This is a genomic window from Aggregatibacter aphrophilus ATCC 33389 (assembly GCF_900636915.1).
GTDB lineage: Bacteria > Pseudomonadota > Gammaproteobacteria > Enterobacterales > Pasteurellaceae > Aggregatibacter > Aggregatibacter aphrophilus.
The window spans coordinates 2,198,961-2,215,168 of the sequence record NZ_LR134327.1 but is presented as its reverse complement, the minus strand read 5'-3'; the positions used below and the strand labels follow the sequence as shown (position 1 = coordinate 2,215,168).

The window sequence follows — 16,208 nt, the reverse complement described above, 5'->3', positions numbered from 1 at the left end:
AAATGCAAAAAATTCAACTTTAAGAGACAGAAAATTTAATCCGTTTAATCAAGTACTTATAAAAATTTTCTTTAATAGCACAAGGGTTTGTGCCAAAATGAGCCTCAATTTTTATAAAAATTGCGATATGAAATTTTGTTATTTTATCGGAGGATGTATGATGCAAGAATATGAGATTGATACTTTATTAGTTCAAGCCGGTAATCGTTCAGATGAGCGAACCGGCGCGGTTTCCACCCCTATTTTCCTTTCCACGGCCTACGGCCATCACGGAATTGGTGAAAGCACTGGCTTTGATTACACCAGAACTAAAAACCCAACCCGTAGCATATTAGAAGACACCATTGCCAAATTAGAAAAAGGTGAACGCGGATTTGCTTGTTCTTCTGGTATGGCTGCAATTCAATTATTGATGTCATTATTTACTTCACCGGATGGATGGATTGTGTCCAGCGATGTGTACGGTGGCACTTATCGTTTATTGGATTTTTGTTATAAAAACACCAACGGCGTGAAACCGGTATATGTAAATACCGCGTCTGTAAATGAAATTGAGGCAGCGATTACGCCGAATACCAAAGCCATTTTTATTGAGACGCCGTCTAATCCGTTAATGGAAGAATGCGATGTGGATGCCATTGCGAAGGTAGCGAAAAAGCATGATTTATTACTCATTGTTGATAATACATTTTTAACACCGGTGTTATTCCGCCCGATGGAGCATGGCGCGGATATTGTTATTCACAGCGGCACAAAATATATTGCCGGTCATAATGATGTGTTGGTAGGTTTAATTGTTGCGAAAGGGCAGGAATTGTGTGATCGTCTAGCTTATATTCAGAACGGTGCAGGTCCGGTGTTATCACCATTTGATTCTTGGCTAACCATTCGTGGCATGAAAACCTTAGCCTTACGTATGCAACGTCATGAAGAAAATGCGAAAGCCATTGCGGAATTTTTAAAACAACAACCACAAGTTAAAGATGTGTTATATCCTAACAAAGGCGGGATGTTATCGTTCCGCTTACAAGATGAAAACTGGGTGAATATTTTTTTAAAATCCATTAGATTGATTACCTTTGCTGAAAGCCTTGGTGGTACGGAAAGTTTTATTACTTATCCGGCAACCCAAACCCACATGGATATTCCGGAAGCAGAACGTATTGCGCGCGGAATTACGGACAATCTGTTACGTTTCTCTGTGGGGTTAGAAAATGTTGAGGACATTAAGGCTGATTTAGCACAAGCATTTGCACAACTGAAATAAGTGATTAACGGAGGGCAAAATGAAAGTTGCGGTGTACAGTACGAAAAGTTATGACCGAAAATATTTAGAATTAATTAACGCTAAGTATGGTTTGTCGTTAGAGTTTTACGATTTTATGCTTAGCGAGAGAACAGCAAAAATGGCCGAGCATTGTGAAGCGGTGTGCATTTTTGTGAATGATGACGGAAGTCGAAAAGTGTTGGAAAAACTAGCCGCACTTGGTGTGAAAATTATCGCGTTACGTTGCGCCGGGTTTAATAATGTGGATTTAAAAGCAGCGCAAGAGTTAGGTTTAACCGTTGTTCGCGTGCCGGCCTATTCACCGGAGGCTGTTGCAGAACATACTGTTGGGTTGATGATGACATTAAACCGCCGTATTCACCGTGCTTATCAACGTACTCGTGAAGCGAATTTTTCTTTAGAAGGGCTGATCGGCTTTAATATGCATGGACGAACCGTCGGTGTTATCGGTACCGGTAAGATTGGTGTTGCCGTTATGCGTATTCTAAAAGGATTCGGTATGCATATTTTGGCTTATGATCCGTTCAAAAATGCGGCTGCAGAAGAGCTGGGGGCGGAATATGTGAGTTTAGATGAGATTTATCGTCGCTCTCACGTTATTACTCTGCATTGTCCGGCCACACCGGAAAACTACCATTTATTAAATCGTGATGCTTTTGCCAAAATGAAAGACGGCGTGATGATTATTAACACCAGCCGTGGTACTTTAATTGATACCCAAGCCGCCATTGATGCGTTAAAACAACGTAAAATCGGTTCTTTAGGGATGGATGTGTATGAAAACGAAAGAGATTTATTCTTTGAAGACAAATCTAACGAAGTGATTTTAGATGACGTCTTCCGTCGCTTGTCTTCTTGCCACAATGTGTTATTAACCGGGCATCAAGCCTTTTTAACGGAAGAAGCGTTAACCAGTATTGCCGATGTAACGTTATCAAATATCTACGCGGTAGGCAAAGGAAAACCTTGCGATAATACAGTGCAACCATCTTAGTTTTTAGCAATTAAACTAATTTGTGCGAATGGCATCACGCTATGCTATTATGCGCGAACATTTAAACAAAAAATGCCATGTGAAATGGCATTGTTCATCAAAAGAAATAAGGACAGAAAAATGAGTGAAGTATTACATTCCAGCGATGCAACTTTCGTAGCCGATGTTGTTAATTCAGACGTTCCGGTATTGTTAGATTTTTGGGCGCCATGGTGCGGTCCGTGCAAAATGATTGCCCCGATTTTAGATGATTTAGCAGTAGAATTTGCCGGTAAAGTGAAAATTGTAAAAATCAATATTGATGATAACCAAGCTACACCGGCACAATTTGGTGTTCGCAGTATCCCAACATTGCTGTTATTCAAAGACGGCAAACTGGTGGCAACCCAAGTTGGTGCATTACCTAAAAATCAATTAGCGGCTTTCATAAACCAAAATATCTAATTTAATCAAACAAAAAACGCCGAGCTTTATGCTTGGCGTTTTATTTTGTGACAAAAGTACGGTGGAATTTAAAAATATTTTTAAAACCTACCGCACTTTTATTTCATATCGCGCAACCGCTTTAAAATTCCTTTCATATAATTATCCAACTGCGCCGTCAATCGCAAGGTTTCGCCGGTATGTGGATGTTCAAAACGAATCGAGTAAGCGTGTAAAAAGAGGCGTGTTAAACCTAATTCGGCCATTTGTTGATTGAATACTTTGTCGCCATATTTGCTATCTAAGGCAATCGGATGACCGGCATATTGGGTGTGGACGCGGATTTGATGGGTTCGCCCGGTTACCGGCGAAGCCTTAACCAAGGTCGCATTAACATAACGCTCCTCCACGGAAAAACGGGTTTCCGACGGTTTACCCTGTTCGCTGACTTTGACAATACGTTCGCCGCTAGATAGTTCATTTTTTAATAACGGAGCCTGCACTACTTTGCAATGAGATTGCCACTGCCCACGCACAAGCGCTAAATACTCTTTTTGTACTGTTTTTTCACGCAGTTGTTTATGAAGATTGCGCAAGGCTGAACGTTTTTTTGCCACCAATAGAATACCCGAGGTGTCACGATCCAAACGATGAACCAATTCTAAAAAACGGGCTTCCGGACGTAGCGCACGTAATGCCTCAATCACGCCAAAATCGAGCCCGCTCCCACCATGCACGGCGATACCGGAAGGCTTATTGAGCACCAATAAGTAATTGTCTTCAAATATAATTTGTTGTTCTAGTTGGGTGACTTTGGTCAGCTTATTGGAAATTGTCTCCTGTGCTTTTTCTGCCACGCGTACCAGTGGAATTCGTACCACATCATCAGCTTGTAATTTATATTCCGGCTTGCTTCTGCCTTTATTCACCCGTACTTCGCCTTTACGCACAATGCGATAAATCAGGCTTTTAGGCACACCTTTTAAGCGCGCAAGGAGAAAATTGTCTAATCGTTGGCCGGCTTCGTCATCATTTATGGTGAGAAATTGTACGTTTGGGTTAACTATCTTTTCATTCATCTTTTTTGGTTATTACGATCTTTTACATAAAAATTGACGCGCATCATAGCATATTGCGCTATGAGTTTGAATGTCGCAAAGAATCTTCCCGGAAGGGTAAAACGCCTTGCTAAAAATCCCTATTCAGGCGATAATAATGCGCCTTTTTAAGTCATAAAAAAGGCTTTAAAATAAACACGTTATCATTGATAAAATACAATGCGGCATTCGGCATAAGACGTTGTTATTGCAATGATTTTTAACCATCAGTATGAGCGACAGCTTGCAAGCCATTTTTTAACAGGTTTTGTTTTTTATTCACATATCAAGATGGTATGAATGTGAATAAGGTGGCCAATGCACCCAGCAGATGACAGTCGGGAAGACGGACATTCTGCGACAGACACGAGGTCGGCGACTAAGCAAAGTGCGGTCATTTTTGATGACGTATTTTTAGGGTGTTAAACCCTTTTGATAAAAGAGAAAACGAATGAAAAGAATGTTAATTAACGCAACTCAAAAAGAAGAGTTGCGCGTTGCGTTAGTCGATGGACAACGCTTATTTGACTTGGACATTGAAAGTCCTGGTCACGAACAGAAAAAAGCCAATATTTACAAAGGAAAAATCACTCGCGTTGAGCCGAGTTTGGAAGCTGCTTTTGTGGATTATGGCGCAGAACGCCACGGTTTTTTACCGTTAAAAGAAATTGCACGCGAATATTTTCCGGCCGATTATGTGTATCAAGGTCGTCCAAATATTCGCGATATTATCTCTGAAGGACAGGAAGTCATTGTTCAGGTTAACAAAGAGGAGCGCGGTAATAAAGGCGCAGCACTGACAACCTTTGTTTCCTTAGCCGGAAGTTATTTGGTGATTATGCCAAACAACCCGCGTGCCGGTGGCATTTCTCGTCGCATTGAAGGCGATGAGCGTTTGGAATTAAAAGATGCTTTGAGTTCTTTAGATGTGCCTGAAGGTGTCGGTTTAATCGTGCGTACCGCCGGTGTAGGTAAATCGCCTGAAGAATTACAATGGGACTTGAAAGTTCTGTTACATCACTGGGAAGCTATTAAACAGGCGTCACAAAGTCGTCCGGCTCCTTTCTTAATTCATCAAGAAAGTGACGTTATCGTTCGTGCGATTCGCGACTATTTGCGTCGTGACATCGGCGAAATTCTTATTGATAGTCCGAAAGTCTATGAAAAAGCGAAAGCACATATTAAATTAGTGCGCCTGGATTTCATTAATCGGGTAAAACTTTATCAAGGCGAAGTGCCGCTGTTCAGCCATTATCAAATCGAATCACAAATCGAATCTGCTTTCCAACGTGAAGTTCGTTTGCCTTCCGGCGGTTCAATTGTCATTGATGTTACTGAAGCACTAACCGCTATCGATATTAACTCTGCACGTTCAACTCGAGGCGGTGATATTGAAGAAACAGCATTAAATACTAACCTTGAAGCAGCCGATGAAATTGCTCGTCAATTACGTTTACGCGACTTGGGTGGTTTGATTGTGATCGACTTTATCGACATGACGCCGGTGCGCCATCAACGTGAAGTAGAAAATCGTATTCGCGATGCTGTGCGCCAAGACCGCGCGCGTATTCAAATTAGCCGCATTTCCCGTTTTGGTTTGTTGGAAATGTCCCGCCAGCGTTTAAGTCCATCTCTAGGTGAGTCTTCGCATCATGTATGCCCGCGTTGTCAGGGGATGGGTAAGATTCGTGATAATGAGTCATTGTCTCTTTCTATTCTTCGTTTGTTAGAAGAAGAAGCGTTAAAAGAAAATACCAAACAGGTTCATACGATTGTTCCGGTACAAATCGCGTCTTACTTATTAAACGAAAAACGCAAAGCCATTCATAGCATCGAAAAACGCCATAATGTGGATATTGTGGTGGTGCCGAATGAAGCGATGGAAACACCGCATTTTAGCGTGTTCCGTGTGCGTGATGGCGAAGAGATGAATGAGTTAAGCTACAATTTGGTAAAATTACATCAAGATCGGGATGAAACATTTGCTGCAGAAGAATCTTTAGTTTCCCGTAATATTGATAGTGCTGAAGCTGAAACGCCAGCGGTTGAAAGTGCTGCGGTATCTTTAGCCATTACAATGCCTGCGCCTGAGCCGGTAGAGCATAAAGAAAAAAGTGCTCCATCTTTGTTCTCTCGCTTATTGTCTGCGCTAAAAGGTTTGTTTGCCTCTGAACCAAAACTGGAAGAACAAACTAAGAAAGCGCGTAATAATAACCGCAATAGTAACAATCGTAATCGTCGTAATCAAGAGCGTCGTAATAGCCGTCGTCAGCGTAATGATAATGCGGATAATGTTGATGTACAGGCAACGGAAAGAACAGAAAAATCTGAGACTAAAAACCGTAATCAAGAGCGTAATGCAAAACGTAACCGTAAAGCAGAAGTGATTGAAGAGGTTATTAATCAGAATGCTATTGAATCAGCAACGAATGAAACCAAATCGGAACAGGTGACGCAACGTCGTCAACGTCGTGATTTACGTAAGAAAGTGCGCGTTAATGAAGAGGTTGCAGAAACGAATGTTGTAGATGCAGAGACTATCGCGTTCGCAGAACAAAAAAGCGTAGAATCAAAACCTGCAGTGCAACAAGTTGATGAAAATGTTGTTGTAGCAGAATCCGTTGAAGTGGTAGACGTTGAAAACGAAGCTGAAAAATTCCATGATAATTCACGCCAACGCCGTTTGCCACGTCATCTGCGCGTGAATAATCAGCGTCGCCGCCGTAGTAATGCTCAAGAGAAGTCACCGATGCCATTATTTGCGGCAGTAGCTTCTCCTGAATTGGCAAGCGGTAAAGTTTGGATTGATATGAATCAGCTTAATCAACCGAAAGAAAATACATTTTTGTCTGTTGATGAGCTATTAGAACAACAAAACCAATGTGTGTCGAATGAACCGGAAATTACGGTTCCGGCATTAGACATGATTGTTGAGAAAAGTAAAAGCGATGTGCAACCTTTGACGGAGTTTATTACCCAACCGGCAAATGATTCCGTTGAGAAAAAAGTACAGGCTTCTTTACAGCGTTTGAATCTCAATAATGTGGTTTCTGAACCAACCGCAACCAAAGTTGAAGAGAGCGTTTCTGCCCCTATTGCCGATGCTGTAAAATGTATGCCGGAAACTGACCGCACTTTTAGCTTTAGCGGTCGTTTAGGCACATTTTCTCCGGTAACCCATACCAAGGCTGAAATGACTTGTGCAAAAGCCTCGGAAGGGCCGATTACTGCGTATCCTATTCAGGAATGGAAAGAATCCCGTTACTATTTTTATGGTAAAGGGGCAGCAGGGCATCATATGGCAATTAGTCATGTGTATTCCGAACCGACAAAAGCATAATCGTTGGAAAATAAAGCAGTTAAATAATTTCTTTTATTTAACTGCTTGACTTGGGTGGGTAAAGTCCGTATTATTCACCTCGCTCAAAACCACGGAGGAATGGTCGAGCGGTTGAAGGCACCGGTCTTGAAAACCGGCGAGGGTTTACGCCCTCCCTGGGTTCGAATCCCAGTTCCTCCGCCATATTTCAAAAAAAGCGCTAAGTTTATGATTTAGCGCTTTTTGTTTTCCGTTATCTGTGGTTTTTTGTGTACTAAAATGATGATTAATTAAATTTGTAGTATGAATTCTTAATGTTACTGATTTGCTGAAATTACCATCGACTTATCATGATGGAGAGCTTATTCCATAAGCCGATGAAGTTAAAAAACATCTGAATAATCCACCGCACTTTGTGTCGATTTCTTTTTTATAAATACAAAAAAGGACTAGGTGCTAAACCTAATCCTTTATTTTCTTATCATGTTTTAAATTATTTCTTTGCTATTTTGTTATCTAATGCAAATGCTCTGGCTCCTGCAAAAACAAAGTATAAGAAGATAAAACAGTATAAAATTGTTGGCTCACCGCCATTCATAAGTGGGAAGAAAAAGCCTTTAGGGGCATGGAACATAAAATAGGCTACGGCCATTTGACCGCTTAATAAGAAGGCGGATACTCGGGTAAATAAACCTAGAGTTAACAAGATGCCGAAGACTAATTCGATCACACCGCCAATGCCCATTAAAGAAGTGAGCTCTACGGAACCGTTACCGCCGGTCATTGACATCGGGAATTCCCAGAATTTTGTCGTGGCGTGTAACACGAAGGCTTAGCCTGAAACAATGCATAATAAGCCCAAAAAGTAATTGCTGTATTTGTTTAAAAACATAAATTTTCCTTAAGTAAAACCATCATGAATGAATTAGACGGCGTATGCTAATATAAAATTTAAGGAACAAAAATATCAAAACAGAAAATAATTTTTTACTTTTTGTTAATAATTGGCGCTTTTGGCGGCATTTAGTGTTGCGATAAATTCATTCGCAGGTAAAAAACCGGTAATGCGTTGAGATTGAATTTCTTCTCCTTGTTTATTAAAGAAAACGATGGTAGGCAAGCCCGTCACGGCCAGAGCTTTCATCAAAGTGCGGTTAGATTCGCTGTTATTTGTCATATCAACTCTTAATAATAAAAGATCCTTCAACGCCATTTGTACTTGCGGGTCTACAAAGGTTTTATGTTCAAATTCTTTACAGGCAACGCACCAATCCGCATATAAATCTAACATGGCAATTTTATTTGGGTGCTGTTTTAGCACTGTTTGCAATTCGTCATAGTTTGAAATTTGTTGAAAAACGAGTGAATTTTTAACCGCACTTTGTGTATTCGCTGTTTGTGAGGTAGCGGTATTGTCTTGCCACACCCAGTTTTGTAATGGTTGTGCCGAAACAATGGCAGCGATAAAGAACAAAATGCGGAAGAATAAACCGATGCCGTTTGAGCGCATTTGTGTTGCTAACCAAATAAAGAAACTCACGCCGAGTAATGCCCATAAACGCGGTTCCCAAATGCTTGGAATAATGCGCGAAATCAGGAAAATCGGTAGGGCTAACATAACAAAGCCAAAGGCTGTTTTCACGTTTTCCATCCAAGCCCCGGATTTCGGTAAGATTCTATTGCCAAATACGGTGATTAATATTAACGGTAGGCCCATGCCTAATGCCAATAAATAAAGGGTTAATGCGCCGATGACGAAATCGCCGGATTGTGCGACATAAAGTAGGGCGCCGGATAACGGCGCAGAGGTGCAAGGGGAGGCCACTAAGCCGGCAATCGCTCCCATGGCAAAGACACCGAAAAAAGCGCCGCTTTTTTGTTGTTGGCTAAATTGAGTGAGTTTGGTTTGCAAAGATGATGGCAATTGCAAGGTGAATAGGCCGAACATGGATAGTGCTAACAATACGAAGATGATGGAAAGTCCAATCAAGACATAAGGGCTTTGCAACGCAATTTGGAACGGTAGGCCGATCAACACGACAATTAATCCGAGCAACGTATAGGTTAAGGCCATGCCTTGTACGTATACAAAACTTAGCGCAAGTGCGCGCCAGTTGCCGGCATCTTCTTTTCTACCGCCAATAACAATGGCGGAAAGCAACGGCAACATCGGTAGCACACAAGGCGTGAAGGCCAATCCGATACCTAATACAAAAAACCACAACATGGCATATTTGCTTTGTGACAGACTATCTGCCAGTTGATTTTGCTGTGATGAAAAAACGTTGGGATTTTCCACCGCACTTTGTGATTCCTGATGGGAGGCGGCGGTGTTTTGTTTCATATCGGCAGTTGAGACGTTGGGTAAAATGTCGCCAATTTTGAATTTTTTAGTTTTCGGCGGATAACAAAAGCCCTGAGTACAACCTTGATAAGTCACTTCAAGCAGATCCTGAGGTTTCGCGTTTTTGAATGGTAAGCTTAGGTTAAGTTCATGTTTAAAGATGCTGACTAAACCAAAGTAAGGATCTTTATAGTGTTCTGCTTGTGAGAGAAATTTAGGCGTGCTTTCAACAGGCTTACCATTCACGGCAAATTCAAGTTTATCTTGATATAAATAGTAATTTTCTACCATTTGCCAATGCATTGAGAGTTCATTATCAGCTCTTTGCACTTGAAGTTGGAAGGCTTGATCCACGGGCAAGAATTTAGGCTTATTATTAAATAAATCTGCTTGTGAGGCCAAAGAGGTAAAGAAACAAACCAGTAAAATAAATAGTCTTTTCATCATAAAATTGTGTGTAATCCTAAATAAAAATGGCACACATTCTAGCATTAGAGCAAGAATTTTGCTGTAAAATATCATTTTTAAAATTTATCACTACGATTTATAAAATGTATTGCCGAATCGGCATTAAAGACATAAGTAGGACATAAAGATGAATATTACCGTTTATTGCGGCGCAAGTTTAGGCAATCAGCCTGAATATCAACAGGCCGCTGTAGCCTTAGGACGATGGATTGCACAAAAACAACATACCTTAATTTATGGTGGTGGCAGAGTCGGATTGATGGGAGTGTTAGCTGATACGGTATTAGCCAACGGCGGAAAGGTTATCGGTATTATTCCTGCCTTTTTGCAAGCGCGGGAATTGACACACTCAGACTGTACCGAGTTGATTGTGGTAGACTCTATGGCAGAACGAAAAGGTTGCATGCTCAAATTGACCGATGCCTGTATTGCTTTGCCTGGCGGCCCTGGCACATTAGAAGAAATCAGTGAAGTTTGCTCTTGGACAAGAATCGGTCACCCCCCCATCCTTGCATTTTGTTCAATACAAATGGCTTTTATGAAGCATTAAGAGCGATGTATCAACGTATGGTTGAGACAGATTTTCTCAATGAAACTTATTTTAAAAAATGACTATTCAGTGATAATCGCACGGAAATTGAGCAATTTATTGCCGAATATCAACCACCTGAAATCCGTACTTATTAAAGTGCGGTCAGAAATTCTCTCGTTTTTTTACAAGAATTAAGTTGTCTCAAGTCTATTAATTGGCAGTACGTTTTTTCTTTGTTTTTTACTTTAATGGATAAAAAATAGGGGTCTTATTTTTCTATTGAAAATAAGTTTGCGTGAAAAATATTTTTAGTGTAGGATAGCGCGCATTGTTATTTTTCACTAAAAAATAAGGTTGTAAACAAATGAAAAAAGGTATTCACCCTGAAAATTATCGAACCGTGCTTTTTTATGATTCTAACGCCAAGCAAGGCTTTTTGATTCGTTCTTGTGCCCGAACTACTAATACCATGAAATGGGAAGATGGCAACGAATACCCAGTATTTATGTGCGATACATCTTCTGCGTCGCATCCATTTTATACCGGTAAAACAAGACAAATTGCCAGCGAGGGCCGTGCGAGCGAATTCGCGTCTCGTTACGGAAAATTCGGTTCGTTAAAATTAAAATAAGGAAGCGAAAATGCAAGTGTTATCTTCATTAAAAAGTGCCAAAACGCGTCATCCTGGTTGTAAAGTCGTGCGTCGCCATGGCGTTGTATATGTGATTTGTAAAGAAAATCCTCGTTTTAAAGCCCGTCAAGGCGGTAAAAAGAAACGTTAAAATAATATTATTGTTTTGTGTGTAAATTTTGAGCGGTTGCTCAATTTATCCTCCGAAGGTACTCAGACCATAGGAGGATTTTTTATTTTGTAAAAAGCCACTTAAACCTGGCTAATTTTATGACCTAGATCATAAAATCAAGCGCTAATACCTATAATGTTGTATTTTTTATTGTTACAATAATGTTGCAACTATAAAATGGAACTTATTAAAAATCTCACGGCCTTATGGTAAAGCAATAACTAAGAAAATTAAGGATTTGCCAATGCAAACACCACAAATTTTAATTGTTGAAGACGAAACTATCACTAGAAACACGTTAAAAAGCATTTTTGAAGCAGAAGGATATGATGTATTTGAGGCCTCCGATGGTTCTCAAATGCACAAAATCTTGGATACGCAAACGATTCATTTGGTGATCATGGATATTAACCTACCGGGAAAAAACGGTTTAATGTTAGCCCGTGAATTACGTGAAAATGCCGACATTGCATTAATGTTCCTGACAGGCCGCGATAATGAAGTTGATAAAATCCTCGGATTGGAAATCGGGGCTGATGATTACATCACCAAGCCATTCAACCCTCGTGAATTAACTATCCGTGCACGCAACTTGCTACAACGCACCATGCAGGAAAACCAACGCGCGCAGCATGTAGAGCAATATAAATTTAACGGTTGGATATTGGATTTAAACAGTCGTACATTGATTACGCCGGAAGGCGAAGAACGCAAGCTACCGCGTAGTGAATTTCGTGCTATGTTACATTTCTGCGAAAATCCGGGCAAAATTCAAAGCCGTGAAGAGTTATTGAAGAAAATGACCGGTCGTGAACTGAAACCGCAAGATCGTACTGTGGATGTGACTATTCGTCGCATTCGGAAACATTTTGAGGATCATCATGATACGCCGGAAATTATTGCGACTATTCACGGCGAAGGCTATCGCTTCTGTGGTGATTTGGAATAAATAAAAAAATCAGCGTTTCGGCGCTGATTTTTTATTTCTTGAAACTTAAAGTGCGATCGAAATTTACTTTAAAAATTGACCGCACTTTAGTTTTATGTCACTTTCAAACAGGCTACAAAATGGCTGTTATTCTCGCTATTAAATGCCGGTTTCTGTTGGGCACAACACTCATCGGCAAGCACGCAACGGGTGCGAAACACACAGCCTGATGGCGGATTAATCGGTGAAGGCAACTCACCTTCCAGTAGCTGGATGGACTTATTGCGTTCCAATTTAGGATCGGGAATCGGTACGGCGGACATGAGGGCTTTGGTATAAGGATGTTTAGTATCTTTATACACTTCCTCATCAGTGCCAAGCTCTACAGCGTTGCCAAGATACATCACCAATACGCGGTCGGAAATGTGTTTTACGATAGCCAAATCGTGGGCAATAAAAATCAACGACAAGCCCATTTCTTTTTGTAACGATTTTAATAAATTCACTACCTGTGCCTGAATTGACACATCCAACGCAGATACCGGTTCATCGCAAATAATCATTTTCGGTTCAATGATTAAAGCACGTGCAATGCCGATACGTTGACATTGTCCTCCGGAAAACTCGTGCGGATAGCGGTTAATCAAGTTTGGCAATAAACCGACTTTTAACATCATCGCCTGCACTTTTTCTTTGACTTGTGCTGTAGTCAAATGCGGTTGATAAATTTTTAGCGGCTCGGCGATAATCTCACCGATATTCATGCGTGGATTTAATGAAGCCAAGGGATCTTGGAAAATCATCTGAATATCTTTACGGGTGTGGCGCCACTGTTTTTGCGATTGCTTCCGTAAATCTTTACCAAGCCACACAATTTCGCCCTCTGAGGCTTCTACTAAGCCGATAATGGCGCGCGCAAGCGTTGATTTACCACAGCCTGATTCGCCCACTACACCAAGTGTTTCTCCCTCATAAAGTTTAAAGGACACGTCCTTCACTGCTTTTAGCGTTTGCGGTTTGGCAAAAAATAAGGATTTATCGTTCTTAATTTTGAAGTTCACGCCGAGATTTTTTACTTCTAGCAGTAATTTTTTTTCTAATTTATTGTTCATATTGACAATTCCTCCGGTGCGAGCCAGCAGTTACGCAAATGTCCATCGGAAAGTGCGGTGAGTTTTGGCGGTGTTTTTTGGCATTGGTCGGATGCAAATTGACAACGTGGTGAGAACGGACAACCTTGTGGCAAATGTAATAAATTCGGTGGATTGCCGGGAATGGTCACCAAATGTTCTTCATCAACATCGAGGCGCGGAATGGCGTCCATCAAGCCGATAGAATACGGATGGGTAGGGTGATAGAAAATTTGTTCCGCGTTGCCGTATTCCATCGTACGTCCTGCATACATCACCAAAACATGATCACAAATGCCGGCAACTACGCCGAGATCGTGGGTAATCATAATAATCGCCGTATTAAATTCATGTTTCAGTTCATTTAATAAGGTCATAATCTGCGCTTGCACGGTGACGTCCAAGGCGGTAGTCGGTTCATCGGCGATTAATAATTTCGGACGACATAACAAGGCCATGGCAATCATCACCCGTTGGCGCATGCCACCGGAAAACTCGTGCGGATACATGCCCATGCGCTTTTTCGCTTCGGGCATTTTTACCGCATCGAGCATTTTTACCGATTCATTAAAGGCAGTTTGTTTGTCATAACCTTTATGCAACATTAACACTTCCATGAGCTGTTCGCCGATTTTCATGTAAGGATTTAACGATGTCATCGGGTCTTGGAAAATCATAGAAATTTTTTCCGCACGGATTTTATTCAGTTTGGTCGTCGGTAAATTGACTAATTGAATACCGTCAAACAAGGCTGAGCCGGAAACAATTCCATTTGCTGCTAACAAGCCCATTAAGGCGAATGCCGTTTGAGATTTCCCCGAACCGGATTCTCCTACGATACCTAGCGTGTGGCCTGCGTCTAGGGTGAAGTTTAGATCGTTTACTGCCGTGACAATGCCGTCTGGTGTTTTAAAACTGACATGCAAATTTTGCACATCCAATAAGTGGGTTGAGTTTGTCATGAACAGATCCTATCGGTCTTTCGGGTCAAGAGCATCGCGTAGCCCGTCGCCGATAAAGTTAAAACAAAATAATGTTAAACATAAAAAGAATGCCGGAAAAATTAGCAACCAAGGTGAGACTTCCATTTGTGCCGCACCGTCGCTTAATAAAGCGCCCCAACTACTCATCGGTTCTTGCGTGCCTAGACCTAAGAAACTTAGGAACGATTCAAACAGAATAAATCCGGGCACTTCCAGTGAAGCATATACCGCCACCAGTCCCAATACATTCAGAATAATATGTTTGAAGATAATTTGCCGACGTGGCACACCGCAAACGATCGCGGCTTCCACGAATTCTTTATTTTTTAGACTGAGGGTTTGCCCGCGCACAATACGTGCAAGACCAAGCCAGGCAATAGCACCGATAGCGACGAAAATCAGGAGAATATTTTGTCCGAATAACGTTACTAATAAGATAACGAAAAACATGAACGGGAATGAACTTAAAATTTCCAGAAAACGCATCATTACCATATCGATTTTGCCACCGAAATAGCCGGAAATGGCGCCGTAAATTGTACCGATACACACGGAAATCAATGCGCCGGCAATACCCACCATTAACGAAATACGGCCGCCAATAGCGGTGCGTACCAATAAATCACGACCTGAGGCGTCTGTGCCAAAGAAATGGTATCCTTCCAACGTTGGGGCGGTGCTCATCATATTCCAATCCGTATCTTCGTAAGTAAAAGGGAAGAATAACGGTGCGAACGAAATAAATAATAAGATGAGAAATAAAATCACCAAACTGGCAACCGCCGCTTTATTGCGGAAAAAACGGCGTTTAGCATCTTGCCATAAGCTACGACCTTCCAGTTGCATATCTTCCATACGATCGGCAACCTGTTCCATAAAATCCGCATTTTTTTGATTGATCGGTTTACTACGTTTAATTGTTGTCATACTGCATCCTTAGTAACAAATTTTCGGATCAATCACCGCATATAGAATATCGACGATAGCGTTAAATAAAATCGTTAATGTGCCGACTAAAATGGTCAGGCTTAACACCAAAGAATAGTCACGGTTTAACGCGCCATTGACGAATAATTGGCCCATGCCGGGCAAACCGAATACACTTTCAATGACCATAGAACCGGTAATGATGCCGACAAACGCGGGGCCTAAATAGGTAATAACCGGCAACAGAGCAGGGCGTAATGCGTGTTTTAAAATAATGCGGGCGGTAGATAGCCCTTTGGCTTTAGCGGTGCGGATAAAATTAGAATGCAGCACTTCAATCATAGAACCTCGCATAATCCGTGCAATGCCTGCCACATAGCCAATCGTTAGCGAGGCTACGGGCAAAATCATATACAGGGCGGCGCCACCGTTCCATCCACCCGCAGGCAACCAGCCTAGGGTTATGGCGAATAGCAAGACCAATAATGGAGCAAACACGAAACTTGGCATTACTACGCCGATCATGGAAAAGCTCATGAGAATGTAATCCCATCGACTATTTTGGTTTAGCGCGGCCAAGCTACCGGCTAATATGCCGATAAGCACGGCAAAAGCAAAGGCGGTCATCCCTAATTTAAACGAAACAGGAAAAGCAGAGGCGATCAAATCATTCACTGATTGATCTTTATATTTAAAAGACGGACCAAAATCTCCTTGAGCCAGATTTTTTAAATATAGGATGTATTGTTTATGTAAGGGTTCATTTAGGTGATATTTGGCTTCTATATTGGCCATAACTTCAGGCGGATAAGCGCGTTCCGAAGTGAACGGACTACCCGGCGCCAATCGCATTAGAAAGAACGAAAAGGTGATTAAAATAAACAGGGTTGGCAAGGCTTCCAACACCCGTTTAAGGATAAACTTGAACATAACTGCCCCAACAGACCTAAAACAGGGAAAAAAGAGCGGTCA

The 16,208-nt window shown here is 41.4% G+C and carries 13 protein-coding genes, 1 tRNA gene and 2 pseudogenes; 9 read left to right on the top strand and 7 right to left on the bottom strand.

Going from position 1 to position 16,208, the window contains the following annotated elements; all coding sequences use genetic code 11:
• Window positions 1-157: 157 nt before the first annotated feature.
• From EL144_RS10620 to trxA, 3 genes are all read left to right on the top strand, one after another.
• A complete protein-coding gene (locus EL144_RS10620) occupies window positions 158-1,267 on the top strand; it encodes a methionine biosynthesis PLP-dependent protein (RefSeq protein WP_032995136.1) in 1,110 nt (369 codons plus the stop codon).
• A 19-nt stretch (window positions 1,268-1,286) separates the two neighbouring features.
• Complete coding sequence (locus tag EL144_RS10615) at window positions 1,287-2,282, top strand: 2-hydroxyacid dehydrogenase (protein ID WP_005703756.1); 996 nt, start codon at window positions 1,287-1,289, stop codon at window positions 2,280-2,282.
• Window positions 2,283-2,402: 120 nt separating this feature from the next.
• Window positions 2,403-2,726 carry a thioredoxin gene (gene trxA, locus EL144_RS10610; RefSeq protein ID WP_005703757.1) on the top strand — a complete coding sequence of 108 codons (324 nt, stop codon included), beginning with the start codon at window positions 2,403-2,405 and terminating at the stop codon, window positions 2,724-2,726.
• Between the two features lie 98 nt (window positions 2,727-2,824).
• Here the strand turns inward: trxA and rluC are convergent, their stop codons facing one another.
• Window positions 2,825-3,784 carry a 23S rRNA pseudouridine(955/2504/2580) synthase RluC gene (gene rluC / locus EL144_RS10605; RefSeq protein ID WP_005703758.1) on the bottom strand — a complete coding sequence of 320 codons (960 nt, stop codon included), beginning with the start codon at window positions 3,782-3,784 and terminating at the stop codon, window positions 2,825-2,827.
• Between the two features lie 469 nt (window positions 3,785-4,253).
• Here rluC and rne point away from each other — a divergent pair, with 469 nt between their 5' ends.
• Window positions 4,254-7,142 (top strand): ribonuclease E, encoded by a 2,889-nt coding sequence (rne, locus tag EL144_RS10600; protein ID WP_032995138.1) that lies wholly within the window; start codon window positions 4,254-4,256, stop codon window positions 7,140-7,142.
• Window positions 7,143-7,235: 93 nt separating this feature from the next.
• Window positions 7,236-7,325, top strand: a tRNA-Ser gene (locus tag EL144_RS10595).
• A gap of 289 nt (window positions 7,326-7,614) precedes the next feature.
• Here the strand turns inward: EL144_RS10595 and EL144_RS10590 are convergent.
• Window positions 7,615-8,013, bottom strand: a pseudogene (locus EL144_RS10590) (DoxX family protein).
• Window positions 8,014-8,118: 105 nt separating this feature from the next.
• Window positions 8,119-9,909 carry a protein-disulfide reductase DsbD gene (locus tag EL144_RS10585; RefSeq protein ID WP_032996329.1) on the bottom strand — a complete coding sequence of 597 codons (1,791 nt, stop codon included), beginning with the start codon at window positions 9,907-9,909 and terminating at the stop codon, window positions 8,119-8,121.
• Window positions 9,910-10,060: 151 nt separating this feature from the next.
• Here EL144_RS10585 and EL144_RS10580 point away from each other — a divergent pair.
• The 4 genes and pseudogenes from EL144_RS10580 (at window position 10,061) to arcA (ending at window position 12,217) form a co-directional block, all read left to right on the top strand.
• A pseudogene (locus EL144_RS10580) lies at window positions 10,061-10,620 on the top strand (LOG family protein).
• Between the two features lie 209 nt (window positions 10,621-10,829).
• Window positions 10,830-11,096, top strand: a complete 267-nt coding sequence (locus EL144_RS10570; RefSeq protein ID WP_005701188.1) for a type B 50S ribosomal protein L31 — start codon at window positions 10,830-10,832, stop codon at window positions 11,094-11,096.
• A gap of 10 nt (window positions 11,097-11,106) precedes the next feature.
• Window positions 11,107-11,247 (top strand): type B 50S ribosomal protein L36, encoded by a 141-nt coding sequence (gene ykgO / locus EL144_RS10565; RefSeq protein ID WP_005550410.1) that lies wholly within the window; start codon window positions 11,107-11,109, stop codon window positions 11,245-11,247.
• A 265-nt stretch (window positions 11,248-11,512) separates the two neighbouring features.
• Entirely contained in the window at window positions 11,513-12,217 is a 705-nt protein-coding gene (gene arcA / locus EL144_RS10560) for a two-component system response regulator ArcA (protein WP_005701187.1), read from the top strand.
• A 92-nt stretch (window positions 12,218-12,309) separates the two neighbouring features.
• Here arcA and oppF read toward each other — a convergent pair whose 3' ends face one another.
• Genes oppF through oppB form a run of 4 tightly spaced genes read right to left on the bottom strand, consistent with a single transcriptional unit; the run spans window position 12,310 to window position 16,166 of the window.
• On the bottom strand, window positions 12,310-13,308 hold the full coding sequence (gene oppF / locus EL144_RS10555) for a murein tripeptide/oligopeptide ABC transporter ATP binding protein OppF (protein ID WP_005701186.1): 999 nt from the start codon (window positions 13,306-13,308) through the stop codon (window positions 12,310-12,312).
• Complete coding sequence (gene oppD, locus EL144_RS10550) at window positions 13,305-14,288, bottom strand: ABC transporter ATP-binding protein (RefSeq protein WP_005703764.1); 984 nt, start codon at window positions 14,286-14,288, stop codon at window positions 13,305-13,307. The genes oppF and oppD overlap by 4 nt, the downstream gene beginning before the upstream one ends.
• Window positions 14,289-14,297: 9 nt before the next feature.
• The gene (oppC, locus tag EL144_RS10545; RefSeq protein ID WP_005703765.1) at window positions 14,298-15,236 is read right to left on the bottom strand and encodes an oligopeptide ABC transporter permease OppC; all 939 of its coding nucleotides are present in this window, start codon (window positions 15,234-15,236) and stop codon (window positions 14,298-14,300) included.
• 9 nt (window positions 15,237-15,245) lie between these two features.
• Complete coding sequence (gene oppB / locus EL144_RS10540) at window positions 15,246-16,166, bottom strand: oligopeptide ABC transporter permease OppB (protein ID WP_005703766.1); 921 nt, start codon at window positions 16,164-16,166, stop codon at window positions 15,246-15,248.
• Window positions 16,167-16,208 lie beyond the last annotated feature (42 nt).